Source organism: Paenibacillus mangrovi (genome assembly GCF_022898935.1).
GTDB lineage: Bacteria > Bacillota > Bacilli > Paenibacillales > Paenibacillaceae > Paenibacillus_AQ > Paenibacillus_AQ mangrovi.
In genome coordinates this window covers 70,458-85,791 of the sequence record NZ_JALIRP010000006.1, presented here as the reverse complement: position 1 = coordinate 85,791, position 15,334 = coordinate 70,458, and the positions used below count along the sequence as shown (strand labels likewise).

General features: G+C 50.7%; 13 protein-coding genes. 2 read left to right on the top strand and 11 right to left on the bottom strand.

The annotated features are described in order from the left end of the window. Positions 1-2: 2 nt before the first annotated feature. The 8 genes from MUG84_RS15610 to MUG84_RS15575 all read right to left on the bottom strand — a co-directional run bounded on the left by MUG84_RS15610 (position 3) and on the right by MUG84_RS15575 (position 10,249). Positions 3-938 carry a DUF58 domain-containing protein gene (locus MUG84_RS15610; protein ID WP_244726249.1) on the bottom strand — a complete coding sequence of 312 codons (936 nt, stop codon included), beginning with the start codon at positions 936-938 and terminating at the stop codon, positions 3-5. Next, a complete protein-coding gene (locus MUG84_RS15605) occupies positions 935-1,924 on the bottom strand; it encodes an AAA family ATPase (RefSeq protein ID WP_244726246.1) in 990 nt (329 codons plus the stop codon). Before MUG84_RS15605 ends, MUG84_RS15610 begins: the two co-directional genes overlap by 4 nt. Before the next feature lie 24 nt (positions 1,925-1,948). Beyond that, positions 1,949-3,601, bottom strand: coding sequence for a phage tail tape measure protein (locus tag MUG84_RS15600; protein ID WP_244726244.1), 1,653 nt, complete (start codon positions 3,599-3,601; stop codon positions 1,949-1,951). A 35-nt stretch (positions 3,602-3,636) separates the two neighbouring features. Further along, positions 3,637-4,578, bottom strand: coding sequence for an ABC transporter permease (locus MUG84_RS15595; RefSeq protein WP_244726242.1), 942 nt, complete (start codon positions 4,576-4,578; stop codon positions 3,637-3,639). Continuing rightward, a complete protein-coding gene (locus tag MUG84_RS15590; RefSeq protein WP_244726239.1) occupies positions 4,575-5,504 on the bottom strand; it encodes an ABC transporter ATP-binding protein in 930 nt (309 codons plus the stop codon). The genes MUG84_RS15595 and MUG84_RS15590 overlap by 4 nt, the downstream gene beginning before the upstream one ends. Next, entirely contained in the window at positions 5,501-7,900 is a 2,400-nt protein-coding gene (locus MUG84_RS15585; protein ID WP_244726237.1) for a DUF7408 domain-containing protein, read from the bottom strand. The genes MUG84_RS15590 and MUG84_RS15585 overlap by 4 nt, the downstream gene beginning before the upstream one ends. Before the next feature lie 273 nt (positions 7,901-8,173). Next, positions 8,174-9,076: a formyltetrahydrofolate deformylase gene (purU, locus tag MUG84_RS15580; RefSeq protein WP_244726235.1), complete on the bottom strand. Its 903-nt coding sequence runs from the start codon at positions 9,074-9,076 to the stop codon at positions 8,174-8,176. 51 nt (positions 9,077-9,127) lie between these two features. Then, positions 9,128-10,249: a deoxyribonuclease IV gene (locus MUG84_RS15575; RefSeq protein ID WP_244726233.1), complete on the bottom strand. Its 1,122-nt coding sequence runs from the start codon at positions 10,247-10,249 to the stop codon at positions 9,128-9,130. Between the two features lie 160 nt (positions 10,250-10,409). On the opposite strand from MUG84_RS15575, the gene MUG84_RS15570 reads away from it, so the two are divergent. Both MUG84_RS15570 and MUG84_RS15565 read left to right on the top strand, forming a co-directional pair. Continuing rightward, the gene (locus tag MUG84_RS15570) at positions 10,410-10,841 is read left to right on the top strand and encodes a DUF2621 family protein (RefSeq protein WP_244726870.1); all 432 of its coding nucleotides are present in this window, start codon (positions 10,410-10,412) and stop codon (positions 10,839-10,841) included. A gap of 183 nt (positions 10,842-11,024) precedes the next feature. Further along, positions 11,025-11,936, top strand: a complete 912-nt coding sequence (locus tag MUG84_RS15565) for a TIGR01777 family oxidoreductase (RefSeq protein ID WP_244726231.1) — start codon at positions 11,025-11,027, stop codon at positions 11,934-11,936. Here MUG84_RS15565 and MUG84_RS15560 read toward each other — a convergent pair. From MUG84_RS15560 to MUG84_RS15550, 3 genes are read right to left on the bottom strand one after another with little or no spacing between them, the layout of a single operon-like run. Next, positions 11,915-13,819, bottom strand: a complete 1,905-nt coding sequence (locus MUG84_RS15560) for a DUF6382 domain-containing protein (RefSeq protein ID WP_244726228.1) — start codon at positions 13,817-13,819, stop codon at positions 11,915-11,917. The genes MUG84_RS15565 and MUG84_RS15560 overlap by 22 nt on opposite strands. Before the next feature lie 12 nt (positions 13,820-13,831). Then, positions 13,832-14,344, bottom strand: a complete 513-nt coding sequence (locus MUG84_RS15555) for an A24 family peptidase (protein ID WP_244726226.1) — start codon at positions 14,342-14,344, stop codon at positions 13,832-13,834. A 53-nt stretch (positions 14,345-14,397) separates the two neighbouring features. Next, a complete protein-coding gene (locus tag MUG84_RS15550) occupies positions 14,398-15,333 on the bottom strand; it encodes a TadE/TadG family type IV pilus assembly protein (protein ID WP_244726224.1) in 936 nt (311 codons plus the stop codon). Position 15,334 lies beyond the last annotated feature (1 nt).

Genomic DNA, 15,334 nt, shown 5'->3' with positions numbered 1-15,334 from the left:
GGTCAGACACGTACAAGACCCGCCCCCGCAAATACGCCAAACACGGCCTCCTGCAGTGACATATCGCTTGAAAGAGTGACATACGATATGCCGCGCTCCGATGCTATTTTCCGGAGTTCGTTCTGGTAATGCTCCAATTCCTTGCGGTAGCGCTGCAGCACCCGTCCCGTGATGGCTACCTCTTTGCCGGTGTTCAGCTCGCTGTCTACAAGGCGCAGGTCACCACTCAGTTCCGGATGAATTTCTTCCGGCGACAAAACCTGCACAAGGACAACCTCCTGACCAGCACCCGCCAGACGGGATAGAACGCTTCCGATCGATGACTCGCCTTCATCCAGCCAGAAATCAGAAAAGATCCAAGTTATTCCGGACAGGCGGGGCACAGCCCCAGGCTCTCCAAGAGCAAATGACAAGCTTCCTTCCGCTCCAGGAGGCATATCCTGCAAGAATTGAAATAATCTCATCGCGGACCCCCGGCCCCGAAGTACCGGTAAACGACCGTCCAGCCGATTGCTGTAGCAATAAGCTCCCAACCGTTCATAGGAACATAGAGCAATATAACCAATGCTCGCAGCAAGCCTTTTGGCGAAAAGCAGCTTGTTTTCCCCGCTCTTACCTTTCGGCTTCCCCTCGGATAACGGCGACCCGCCAAAGTCCATGGAGGCTGAGCAGTCTACATATAGACTTACCATCAGCTCCTGCTCGTCCATAAACTGGCGGACAAAGGGCTTTCCTGTCCGGGAATACACCCCCCAGTCAAAACGGCGGATATCATCTCCCGGTGCATAAGAACGGTAATCGGCGAACTCAAGAGAGGATCCAAGTCTGCTGGAACGCCGCTTGCCTTGAAGCGTGCCTGCAACCCTTCTGCCTGAACCGAGCGCAAGCCTTTCCAGCCGTGCCATCCAGTCCGGCGGCAGGAGATGGACTGGATTCATGACCGTCCTCCAAGCGCCTGCAGCATTTCTTTAATGACTTGATCGGTGGTCACGCCCATGGCCTGTCCTTCAAAATTCAAAAAGATCCGGTGGCGCAATGCCGGAATGGCTACGGCGTTAATGTCACTTTGCGCCAGATGCATTCTCCCTTGGCACACCGCGCGTACCTTGCCCGCCTGGATGATCGACTGAATGCCACGCGGTCCAGACCCGAAACGAACGTATTTTTTCACGCCTTCCGGAGCTGATGCCTCTTCTGGATGGGACATCATCAGCAGCGTTGCCGCATAATCCAATACCTCATCGGCAACCAGAACTTCTCTTGCTCCATGCTGGATTTCCAAAAGTTCTTCCGGCCCCGCCTGCTTCACAATGGTAGGCACATGATTGGATGTCGTTCTCTTCACGATTTCTTTGAGCTCATCGCTATTCGGATACGGCACAAGAATTTTAAGGAGGAAACGGTCCAGCTGTGCTTCAGGCAGCGGATAGGTTCCCTCGTTTTCGAGCGGGTTCTGCGTCGCCAATACGAAAAATGGGCTAGGCAAACGGTGCGTCTCATTCCCAACCGTCACGGTCTTCTCCTGCATGGCCTCAAGCAGCGCACTCTGGGTCTTCGGTGTAGCGCGGTTGATCTCATCTGCCAGCACGATGCTGCTGAACAGAGGTCCGCTTTGAAACGTCATTCCCGTCTCGCCCTGTCTTCCGAACGACAAAATCTGTGTCCCCGTGATGTCGCTCGGCATCAGGTCAGGTGTAAACTGAATACGTGAAAAAGACAGGTCAAGCGTGTCTGCAATCGTGCGGACGAGCATCGTCTTCCCGAGTCCCGGAATGCCTTCCAGCAGCGCATGTCCTCCGGCAAAAATGCACCACAGCATTTGCTCGACAACCTCCTGCTGGCCGACGATGATTTCGCCGATCTGACTGCGCACGCGCGATATCGTTTCTTTCCAGGCCTCAGGCTGGATTTGGGTTTCCTGCATCTTATACGGTCCTCCTGGTTCCCATTACGGATTAGGGTTAATCTCTGTAAAATAGCTTTCGACCAGGCTCTGCATCTGCTGTGGCAGCTCCTGCCGTCCCAGCGATTTTTTGGCCTCGGCCTCGTACTCTTTGTACACTTCCTCATACGGGCGGCTAGCGCCATCCACGGCCGGAGATACTCCGCCTTTCTGGATCGTGCCTCCCTGCCCCTTCAGCGGCCCTTTATCATTCTGCTTATTGCCGCTGCCTTCAAATTTGCGTGGGGTCATCACCATGTCTCTGCTGCCGGCACCCACGCCAGCTCCCGGCCCCTGGCCGGCTCCTTGGCCGCTGCCGGAGCCGCTTCCGCTGCCCGAACCGCTACCACTGCCGTTACCGGAGCCGCTTTGACCCGCTCTGCTGCCCTGTCCCGGCGAAGTAGAATCACCGTCTTCCGGCTCCGTCCCGCTGGTCTCTTCAGCCCAGGCCATCTCTTCTGCGCTGCCTCCGCTGCTCCAGGCATCCGACACCTGCATGCTGGATGCGGTCATCTGCGAAGCCAGACCAAGTCCCTGCGAGGCCAGCTTGGAGCTCATACTGGAAGCTGCTGCGGATTGGCTTGAGGCGGCTGCACGCGCAGCAAGCGCTTTGGCAAGCGCTGCTTCCAGATCACTCAGAGCCTCGTCTTTTTCTTTATCGGTTGCTCCTTCCGCCAACGCTTTCTCGGTCTTTTTCAAGGCATCCTTCAACGCCTGAGTCTCCGGGTTTTTGGCTGCCTCATCCGCAAGCTTATTCAAAGCTTCACGCAGCTGCTGCTTTTGCTCCGGAGACAGCTGCTTCACCTGCTGCTTGAACTTTTCCATCGACTTTTTCAGGTCTTCCGGCTTTCCCTCAGCCAGGCTTTTTCCCAGGGATGACATGCTTGGAGCATTCTGCATTTTCTTCCCCAATTCGGTCAAGTTCTGAACTGCCGATTGCTGCTTCGCTGCCGTTTTCTCCATTTCTTTCATTGTTTTCTCTAGCTCAGCAAGCGCTATTTCCGGATCCTTCTCGGCTGCCAGCCTTTTTTGGAGCGATTTAAGTGAATCCTCCAGTGGTTTCTTGACGGCCGGATCCAGCTTTTGCGTCTGCAGCTGCCGGACCAGCTGCTCCGTCTGCTTCTTCTGATCCTGCACCCACTCTTTCTGACGTGCAGCCTCAGCGATCTTCGTATCCATCTTATTGGGCAATATTGAAAGCACGCCCGCTACCGCAAGAAGAATAGAGCTAGCAAGCGCTATCTTTTTGTAACTTGGAAATGGAAGCCTACGCTTTAATTGCGCTGTGAAGCTGCTTCCATACATCTCCGCCTGCTTCCGCTGCCACTGGGCAGCAGGGCTGTCCTGCCCGGCAAAAGAGAGCGCCGTCACCATCATGTCGCTTCGCTCGGCTCCGCCTGTTGCCGCATCCATGGCTTGCGCAGCCTCGTGCTCCTTCACGCGATACAATGCACCCCAGAGGGCACCGGCTAATAAACCGGTCAATGCCACTGCCAGGGCCAGATAACGGTAGGCTGGAATGGGCCACAGACGAGCCGCGAGCAGCAGCAGAATGGCTCCGCCAAGTCCGGCAGCAGCTCCGTATAGGGAAAAGCGGGTCAACCGAAACTGCTGCAGCCGTAACCTCGCTTTCAGAACCGCTTTCCGAATGCCGTCCATGAGCTGTCCTCCTTTAGTCTTCTATGATCGTACGTTTACGAATGCGCTCCTGTACTTGTTTTCACTCCCGGAAGCCCGTTTTCAGGGTGGCTGTGTTTGCGTCTTGCTACCGGACGAATACGGCGGATGCTGATCCATAAGGCCGCAATAATCACCACACTGTATACCAGCACAAACTCCTGCCAGAGCTGAATCGGCGCATCCGAGCTCAGGTTGCCGTTCTGCAGCAGAAACGCCTGCTTAGAAAAGCTCGGTTCAAACAGACTGATCAGCGCTCCCGCCGGGTTCAATCCGAGAATATAGCCAACCCACGAATAGGTGGTGCCTGTTGTTGGCGGTCCGGAGTAATAACTCCGCTGTACAATGCTCATGGCGAATAAATACAGAATTCCGGTCAGCAGGAAAATGCACAGGCCCACACCATAGGTCACTATGACCGAAATCATCGTCCGTTTAAAAAGTGTCGAGAACAGTACACCGAGCGCTCCCAGCAGCAGCATGACAAACAGATAAAATAAAAAGATAAAAATCATCTGTTTAAGGGAAATCCCCCCATAGAGGAAAACGATGCTGTAGATTGGCAAGGTCGCCACAATAATGAGCGTCATAAAGCTTAAAGAAGAGAACAGTTTGCTTAAAATGATCGTCGCCGAGCTTTGCTGCGTCGTCAGCAGCATGCTTAACGTCTGCTTTTCCCGTTCCCCGCTGATGACGCCGGCTGTCAAAGCCGGGGCCATAAACGCAATCAGAATCAGCTGCGCAAAGCTGAGCACGTAGAACATCATACGGCCTGCGCTGGAATTAAAAGGTTGATTCCCCTGATTCCCCAGGTACAGCGTAATATAGATGAAACCCAGCGCAATCAGTCCAAGCACCAAAATGTAGGCTAGCAGTGAAAAGGCCGAGCGTGGTGTTCTCATCCGAAGCCGAAATTCCTTGTCCAGCACCGGATTGATCCATTTGCGGCTCCAGTTCATACGGCAGCTCCTCCTTTGGTGATTTCGAGGAATACATCCTCCAGATTGGTTTGTGCTTCATGGTAGGATATCACGGCATATCCCCATGAAATGATGTTCTGAAGGAGCTGCACCTGCTCCACATCTCCCCCGCTGAAATGAACATGGATGCCCGTATTATCGGAAAGTACAGCTGATACCATCGCTTCATCCTGCAGGCGTGCAGCCAGCTCTTCTTCACGATCCATCACGCGGATATGAAGCACTTTCTTGACACGGAGCCGGGCCTGAATATCAGAGACTCTGCCCTGCGCCACCATTTCCCCATGCTCGATGACGCCGATCTCATCTACCATTTCCGCCAGCTCAGGCAAAATATGAGAGGAAATAATGATGGTCTTGCCCATTTGCTTCAGTTCTTTTAATATTTCGCGCATCTCGATTCTTGCCCTTGGATCAAGGCCCGAGGCCGGTTCATCCAGAATGAGCACCTTCGGATCGTGAATCAGGCACCGTGCCAGGCAAAGGCGCTGCTTCATCCCCCGGGAGAGGCCATCCACATATACGTCACTTTTGTCGCTCAGATTGACCAGCTCTAGCAGCTGCGGAATCAGCTGTTCCCGTTCGCTGCGTGGAATGTTGTAGCTCGCCCCGTAGAAATGGAGATATTCCGTCGTTTTCAGCTGATCATATACACCGAAGAAATCCGGCATATAACCGATTCTTTTGCGCACCTCTTTCGGATGCTGCGTCACGTCGAAGCCGTCTACCTTGGCAACGCCCGATGTCGGCAGCATCAGCGTGGCTAGAATCGACATGGTCGTGGACTTGCCGGCACCGTTCGGCCCAACAAATCCAAACACGGTCCCTTCCGGAATAAACAGATTAATATCCTTCAGTGCATCGAAATTACCATATCTTTTGCTTAAATGCTGAATGTCTATCATGGCTTCAGTACCCCCTCTACTGCAAGCTCGGGCAGTCTCAGCTCCGTTGCTTCTTTGGCTGTCAGCTTGACGCGGATACGTCCCTGCGATGCATACTGATCATTCGGATTGGCTGTACTCCACTGCTTGGATGCATCCCATTTGATGAGGTCCCAATCCTGCTTTTGATAATTAAAAATATAATATTCCGTTTTCATGCCCGGAGTTTTGCTCTGAAGCTTCAGCGTTCCTCCCGTCATCTTTTTCATGTCGGGGACGTCGTAATCGAAGGTGATTTCCCCCTGCTCGATATGACTGACGCCGTTCGGCTGCTCATACCAGTTCGGAGAAAATACTTGATTGACGATCGGTGTGACGAATCCGAACGGAATGTTCAGCTTACCGTTTTGAGTCCAACTGATGTTTACAGGCTGAAGCCATAAATTCAGCTGATCGTTTTCGATGTCCCGGCCGTCATTACGGTAGCTGAAGAGCTGGTCGCTGCTGAATGCCAATATGTATGCGTCCTTCGCAGACCAGGCCGACGGTTGAAGGTAATTGTCGATCATGCCTCTCTCGCGGATATAGGGATCTTTTCCCCCCGCCGGATTCCCCTGGAACATGACATAAGATAAATTGCCATTAACGAAAGATTGCGGGTTTTGGACCGATGCCAGTGAGATGGATTCCCCCTTCTCCAGATCTCCTAGCGGATACACTTTCCCCCCTACGATTAGAGCCGCATGATTCATGCTTTTGGATGTCGCATTAACCACTTTCCCGTCAATGGCTCCTTTGTCGTTAATGAACAAGCTTACGTTAAATTGGCCCAGTCCTTCATTTTTGGCGCGCTGCTCTACCCAAAGTTTCGCTAAGGACCACTGCGGCATGTCCAGAAGTCTTACGTCTGTCTCTTTGGATCCGACCTCGACCAGACTCTGGCTGTTATTCGAACCTGAAAAAGATCCGCCGTCCCTCTGAATAGATACGTAAGAGTTGGCAGGAAGCTCCAGATGATAGTTTCCGCTTCCCGGCGAGAAAAAGGCCGTTGCGCTTTTCACTTTTCCTTGTCCGCTTCCGTCCAGCTCAATCACATTCAGTGTATGGGCCAGTTCCTTGGTTTTGTCTGATGCTCCGATAAAATAGACCGTACCACTGGCAATGACGGCGATTATGGGAATCATCCACCAAGCCCATTCGCGTTTGTCTACCTTTTTCAAAAGAAAATAAAGTAGCGGTGCGACAACAATGGCATAAATAATAATCAGCCAGGCCAGCACCTGGAATGAAGGCATTTTCAGCGCAGGAAAAAAGTTAAGGATATAACTTAGATTCATCATCGGGTCGTAATTGCCGTTCATGGCATTCCAATTGCTCTTTTGCAAATCGCTGCCGAGCAGCGAAGACCAGACGGAAGGATGCCCGGGCCAGGAAGCAATCGGCTCCTGAGCAACGTCATAAGCGGCGTAAAGCACCCTACCCTTCTCGACCGGACGGCTTGCAAACAGCGGCTTGCCGCCTGTCGTATAGAGCAGCTTCGCTTCTTTTACCGGTTCGGCGTCCGATAACGTGATTTCGCCGCCCAGGTTCAGCTTTGCCGCGCCACTTTTAGTACCGCCCAGCTTTTCCAGCTCTGGCAAGGATGAAACACTGAATGTTCCTGTATACTTAACCGGCGATATGTCCGAGAAAGGAGCTGCCGTTTTCGGATAAGCCGCGCCGCCACCCAGGATTAGATGGCCTCCGGTTTTGACCCACTGCTCAATAGATTGCACTTGTGCCGGAGTCAGCGTGTCAGATGCAAAGCGGTTGAACACGAGAATATCGATTCCATCGAGAAGCATCGGATCGTCGGGAATGTCCTTTTGCTTCATATGCATGACGCTGATTTTCGAACTGCCGCTTTGCAGCATCGAAAGAAAGTTCATCGCGTCGGGGTCATCCGCTAGCACGCCTACATTCGTGGAATTAATGGTATAGCCTTTGATATAGCCGTCGCCAGACGAAAACGGAACCAGCTTGCCTTTTTCAACAGAACCTTCATAGAAAAAAACAGCATTGTTGTTTTTAGAATACTGCTGCCCCGGAATGGTCAGGATAACCTCCTTAGCCGTATCCTTCGGCAGCTCCACATGCTGAACATACGAGGTTGGGCTGTTCCCATGCCGATCCTCCATCACCTGGAAAACGATGTCTCCCGATAGATCTTGATTGCTGGTTAATGTTAGCTTCAGCGGATTCCAGGCTCCTTCTTTCATCATCCCGTTGTAGCCTACTTCGGTTTTCATCGCAATGGAAGGCTTGTCATCGGCATGGACGATACCGTTTCCAATTCCAAGCTGGAAAACTATGAATAGCGCCAAGAGCCATATCGGAAGCCCTGTCCTCTTTTTATCCCTCATCATCAAAGACAACATTTCTACCCCTCTCTACTCTAATCGTTGCTTGATTTCATCATACGATATTAAAGACGTTTCTTTTCTTAAATTCACTTCAATATTTTTGAAATTTTTCTAAAGAAAATTTTGTTAAAACATCTTTACAAATGGTAGAACATTGTATATGTAAGTCATTTTTTGCCGTTACGATCTAAAAAAGCCTGCTTCACGCGAAGCAGGCTTTTGTCGGTCAGATACTATGTGAGATGAATAACACTTGAAATAATGCAGCTCACCGGAAAAGAAAGTAAATTAGCCGTTAAACACAACGGTTTTATTTTCATGAACCAGAATCCGGTCCTCGATATGCCATTTGACAGCTCTCGCCAGGACGACGCGCTCAATGGTTCGTCCGATCCGCTTCAGTTCGCTGACATCATCGCGGTGGCTGACGCGCTGCACGTCCTGCTCGATGATCGGGCCTCCGTCCAGCACTTCTGTAACATAGTGGGCGGTTGCTCCGATAATTTTCACCCCGCGATCGTAGGCTTGGGCATAAGGCTTGCCGCCGACGAAGGCCGGAAGGAACGAATGGTGGATATTGATAATCCGGTTCCGGTAATGCTCGATAAAGGTTGGAGAGATAATCTGCATGTACCGTGCCAAAATAATGACATCAATGTCGCTGCTCACCACTTCAAGCTGGCGCTGCTCGGCTTCCTTTTTCGTGTCGGCTGTCACCGGAATATGATGATATGGTATGCCAAACGATTCCACATACTCCTTCATATCCGGGTGGTTGCTGACCACCATCGCAATTTCGGCGTCCAGATCTCCCGCCTGCCACTGCCACAGCAGCTCGACCAGACAATGATCCTCTTTGGATACGAAAATAGCCAGTCTTTTCTTGCGGCTGACGCTATAAATCTTCCACTGCATACTGAATCTCGATCCTGCTGCCGCAAACTGTTCCTTCAATGCGGGCAATCTCTGCTCCAAATCGGGCAGATCAAACTCAACCCGCATAAAGAACATCCCGCCCTCCGGATCCATCGTGTATTGGTCAGATTGAACGATATTAGCCCCATGCTCGTGCAGAAAATGCGATACAGCCGCTACGATTCCCGGTCCATCCGGACAAGAAATAAGCATGCGTGCGCGGTTTTGATGTGCTTGTGAAGCAGATGATGCATTATTTTTGACATGTAGTTCCATGAGACTCCTGCTCCTCCCTCATACTCTCTCTATATCTAATTAAAGATTTCGTTATTTCAAGGCTCCTTTGCCTGCCAGACAGGCAATCAGCCGCTGGTTGACCTGTTCCTCGCTCAGATCAGGGAACAAACTCGCTTCGGCGATCAAGTCGTACAAACGCTCCAGCGGTTCGCGGGAATCTGCTTTCTTCGCTTTGGCGTCATTTTTCAGCAGCGTCCAGACATCGAGCACATATTGACGGGGATCAATGTCCTGCTTCGCAAAAAATGTATGCAGGTCTTCCACTTGATTCATAAAGTCCGCACCAAAACGTTCTGATACGCTGCCGCGCAGAAGCGCGATTTCGATCTCGTACATCGGCCGCTGCGTTTTGGCTTCCTTGCCGATCCAAGGCGTCTCCAGAATAAATGGTCTGCCTGCAAGTTTTTCATGATGTACGACGTTGTTGATCGTATCAAAGCCAATCCAGCCGGATCCGATCGGGGTGTGACGGTCTTTACCGGCTCCACGCGGATTTTTGCTGTCATTGATATGAACGACGCCAATGCGGTCGAGGCCGATAATGCGGTCAAACTCTTCAAGCACTCCGTCAAGATCGCTTACAATGTCGTAGCCAGCGTCATGAATATGACATGTATCCATACAGATTGTCAGGCGTTCATTGTGCTTCACCTTTTCGATCATACGAGCGATTTCCTCAAAGGTACGGCCCATTTCCGTTCCTTTGCCTGCCATCGTCTCCAGCGCGATATGAACCTCGGTTTCATCCGTTCCGTTTAGCACTTCATTAAGTCCCTCGGCAATCCGATCGATGCCGTATTCAGGATCCTTGTCGGTATATGCCCCCGGATGAAGCACAATATTTTTCACGCCAATGGCATGCGTGCGGCGAATTTCCTCCTGAAGAAAGCTGACTGCAAGCTCGAACGTATTTGACTTGTAAGATCCCAGGTTGATAATGTAAGGCGCGTGCACGACAATTTCCTCAAAGCTGCTTTCCTTCATTAATTGCTTGCCTTCTTCAAGATACATTGATTCAATCGGCTTGCGGCGCGTATTCTGCGGAGCGCCAGTATATATCATAAACGTGTTCGATCCATAGCTGTTGGCTTCGGTAGTTGCACTTAACAGGCCCTTGTCCGAAAAGGACACATGAGAACCGATTTTTAGCATAATCCATCCTCCTCAATCGAATTATCCCTTATTTTAGCGTGAATGCTGAAATAAATCTAGGAATGCGTTATAATTCAGAAAAAGGTTTAGTGAATTGAAGATAATCCTAGAGGTGAACCACATGCATAGTTCATTGGGCACGAAGCTCCTGTCCTCTTCCATGCCCTCAAATATCTTTATGGATTCCGTCATGGTATGGGCGGTGATCCTGCTGATCTGTATGACGATTGGCGGATATTTTATGATCCGTAAATTCCTGAAGGTACTGCCAAAGACAGACGGCAGATCTAAGCTGGACTGGCAAAACCACTGGGTGGAAGCAAGCCGCCATCTGTGGACGGATGAATCCAAGGTATTTTTAGACAAACTGGTTAAGCCGGTACCCGGACCGTTCCGTGATATCGCCAAGCATTCGATTGCGGCTGAAATCGGCAGAATCGCACTAGAAGACAAGGCGCCGGAGGTCACACGAGATCACTGTATTAAAGGTTACATATCTGCTACGCCAAAAAGGGACAATAAGTTCCTCATCGCTTTCCTTAACAAAAACCAGATCGACTACAAGCCTTATGAGCATCTGATGCAAAAGTAGACCTATAGCCTGTAACTGACAAGCCCCCTGGCAGGAGCATCAAATTGAAGAAATGTATCATTTCGTCAGTCTGATCCCGTACCTGGGGGTTTTTGCATACAAACTTTTATGTATTGAACAATTCTGGATCAACTTCATTATGAATGTTTTACACAATACTAGAGGGGTGTGGTGTATCCGTTTATGAAAATCACGATTTGCGGTGGAACCGGCTTTATTGGGAAGGCCCTCTCCGATCATCTTCTGCAGCAAGGACATGAAGTAACCATCATTACCCGCAAAATTCCTGAACTTGACCAAACGGTTGTGAAGTACCTTACTTGGGAGCAAATCGATGCCTACCCTGAACTTCTGGAAGGGACGGAAGCGCTCATCAATCTGGCCGGCTCCTCTCTGAACCAGCGCTGGACACCCACAGCCAAAAAAAGCATCATCGAATCCCGGATGACTACCGTGCAGGCCGTAGCCAAACTAGTTCAGGCCCTTCATCAAAAGCCCGAGGTCGTCGTTCAAGCTTCAGCCATAGCCATATATGGCACGTCACTCACCGATACCTTTAGTGAAGACAGCCCGGCTCATGTCGCCGACTTTCCCTCTTCAGTCGTTAAGAAGTGGGAGGATACCGCTGATCTCATTCAAGAGGTCCGCCTGATCAAGCTCCGGACCAGTGTCGTTCTCGGGACAAAGGAAGGGGCTTTCCCGCTGATGAAGCTGCCGTACTTGCTCGGCTTCGGCGGGAGAATTGGCAGCGGCCAGCAGTGGGTGTCCTGGATTCATCTGCAGGATATGGTCCGGCTGATCGAATTCTGTATTACCCAATCCGATGTCAGCGGACCTGTCAATGCATCCGCGCCAGAGCCTGTAACGAACAATCAGTTCGGTCAGACCGTTGGTCGCGTCTATCATAGACCGCACTGGTTTCCGGTTCCCTCTTTTATGATGAAAACGGTTCTGGGTGAGCTTTCTCTCATCATATTGGAAGGGCAGCGCATCATGCCAGACAAGGTGCTGAAGCATGGCTTCCATTTTGACTATCCGACACTTGAGCAGGCTCTTCGAGATCTGAAAGAACATCAGGCAGATCGGAATGTGTAAGCTCCCTTGGCGATAATAAACTTGTCCCCGTCATGAAGCGGATACTCCTTATAAGGCACCATTGTTTCCCCCTTTAGACGGGTACCATTCTTGGAGCCGAGATCCTTGATTAGATATCCTCCATCTTCGGTCCGGCTCAGCTCTACATGCGCGCGCGAGGCTCCTACGGAGACTTCAACATACTGCGATACCTCTTCGGAACGTCCAATGACAAAATGCTGCTGCCTCAGGTCGATGCGTTCGGCCCTCTCCCCACCGTCTCCTTCTCTCAGCAAATAACACATCGATGTTGGCTCTGAAGCCGCAGTCTTCATTTCATCAGCAACCACTCCACTCAGCAGTACAGTTGCACTGCCTTTACCTGAATTCAATATTTCTGTCTTTGGGACCAGCTGACTATAGTAATCCCTTTCGCTCTTGTCCACGTGATCTCCGTCAAGCGCAACGCCGGCATGATTCCACATTCGCTGGTTATGCGACGGGATAGGTGTTCTCTTTCTCTGATCGGGCTGTGATTCAGGGAACGACCATTTCCAATCCGGCTCCGGATCAGGCATGTCCCTGTCCGAAGAGTCCCAGTCCCCTTTGTCCTTTTTCGCGCTGCCTCTAAAAAAGCCCGTCAGTTGTTCGATCTCAAAACGGGAACGGCTTTTGCTTCGCCGGGACTCGGCCGAAAGCTCAACTGAACCGAAATCAGGCAGCTCTTCAAAAGCACCAGAAGCTGCTGCTTCCTTTTTTGAAGCGAAAAGCCTGCCGCTCCAGCCCATGATTGCAATTACAGCGAGAATAACGGTCAGAAGGACGCATAAGATCAACTTTCCACTGCTTGGAGCTGACATGTATATCATTCTCCATACCAGGGCCGCAGCCAGCAAGCAGCCAAGAGCGATGAAAGTTTTCCGGGATGAAGCAGCTTTCTGTTCTTCTTCAGCTTCAGCAGGCGACGCTTCTTCCTCCGAACTTGAGCCATAACCACTCCAGCTTTTAAGAAAATCAGGCACTTCCGGTTCGGGTTTCTGATCATCGCGGTTTGTCCCAAGTTTTGGAAGCTCACCGGCCGGTGCTGAGTTTCGATCTCGTTTTAGAAACGGCTCAGCTGGAATTTCTCTACCAGCACTTGAGGCAGGCAATTCCGTTCTCCCTCTTGAAGGATAAGGAATCACTTCCGCCCGCGACGCTGCCGAAGCAGCATGATTCGCGCCACCATGCAATCCCGTGCTGTAACGCTCTTTTTGATCTTGTTCATCATATGAAACTGGGAATCGGACCTGCTTAGAATCGGTTGTTGCTGATTTCCGCGGCTCATCTTCACAGGTCAGCAGGTCAAGAAGTCGCTTTTTAAATCCATTCACAGTAAATTCCTCGGAAGAGGTGTACTGCAGCAGCTGCTGAACGCCCCCGCCGCTCAGCTCCGTTACAGAGGCCATGAACCGGGTAACAAGATCCTTTAGGCTGTCCTTTACGAGCCTTAAGCATTCCGTTCGTTCAAGAGGAATATAGGCCAGGTAAAGTGTGCCTTCCTGAAGTGAACCATCCACAAAAATATAGTCTTCATCCAATATGTACTTTCCTGGCTGCAGCATGTACATGACGCTTTCCTCCAGCGTATCTGCGATCTGCAGCAGAAGACTGTAGTATTCGGTCATGTTGATTTTCTCACCCTTAAGCATGTGTGACAGCATCTTCTTTTCGGTAATGTCATATCTTAAGGTTACCTGCAGATCTATTTCCTGAACATGAAGGGGCAAAAAACGTGGGATTCTTGCCGCTGTGATCATCGCTGCCTCTACCTTGCTCAGTTCATCGGAATGGATTCCGCTGCTGCCAGCAAGGACCATAAACGTCCCGCCCTGCTGTACAAAATCTCTTGTTAAACCTAACAAATGGATTCACCCCTAGCTGAGTGTATAGATGCATGCGAAAATATAACCGGGAACCACCGCCAGCATAAACGGAAAACGAAGCTGCTGCTCCTTTCCCACATTTAGAGATTGAAGACTCCTTAAAATAAAGACGCCGGCCAAGCTGCTCACGACCATTCGAAGCCTTTTCAGCGTTTCTCTTCGCCACAAAAGAATAATGACTCCTATGAAGCCGGCACAAAAAACGGAATAAACCAGACATTGAACCGTGAGCAGCGTCCCGAGCCAGGCTCCAATCCCTCCAAACAGTTTGACATCACCGGCCCCAACAGCACCGATCATATGCATCAGAAGCAGCAGCCCAAACCCTGCAGCAAAGCCTTTGGCGGAAAATGCCAGCCCATGCAGCCCCTCTGTTACCATATGAAAACAAAAACCACTAATCATTGCCGTCACTGTCAGCCAGTTGGGAACTTTCATGGTTCGAATATCCGTGACAAAAGCTGCGATGACGATGAGTGCACATCCCCAGATTGAAACCTCCATATGCGTGAAGCTCCCCCTTTATTTCTTTTCATAATTGCCATACCGTGTCCCTGTTACCCTTTGACGACAGTGAACATGACTTCGGTTCTCTCACCATTTCCTGTGGTCACCACAAAAGGCCAGGTACCCGGGGTCGTATTGGGCCCCACAGACCATTCCCATTCAATATAGCCCTCCGCATCCGCCTGCTTCTCACCCAGGTATTTGGCTGTGCTTTGACCGCTTTTATAAAAGACGGACAGATTGGCTGTCTCCCCAGGCGAAATCTTCACCCGAACCTTTGCCTTTTTTCCGACATAAGCCGGATCCGGCTTTTCTAATACCTCCACATTTTGAGCACCCGGATCTGTCTCTTCTGCGCTTTTTGGCTCCGTCTCACCGATCCACAGACGTTCCTGTGCCTTGGCCTGGAGCACGATTTTTTTATTCAAAAATGGCACCTTCATAGGCAGCTCATAGCTTACCTCGATACCGAAATATGGATCTGTACGTGTCTTGAGGTTAGGGATTTGAATATTGGATACATGGATACGATCATAATCCAGCAGCCTGCTTTCCATGTACGGCTTCAAAATAGGCTTCACTACTGGATCAAGAGCAGCCTCGGCAACCTGATTTTTCAAATCCTGAAGCGGCTCATCTGCCTTGGCTATTGCACCAGCCATCCATTCATTCAAAGGTGCAGGCAATGTATCGGTGTATTGCGCGGCCCAATCGCTGAGCGAAAGCTTAGGAATGCTCCAGCTGCCCGCAGGCTCCTTGCCGTTTTCATCCTTTTCAGGTGCCTTCTGTTCAATCGCCAATGCTACCGGATACATGTGCGTCGACACCATTTTGACGGTATCGGATACTGTGCTCTGCAAGGCAGTAGAGATCAGAGTCATTTGCACCATATAAATAAGAAAAATAACAAAAAAGATGAACATCGGCATCACGATCGAAGCTTCCACCACCATGCTTCCCTGCAGGCTGTCGCCATTTCGAAACATC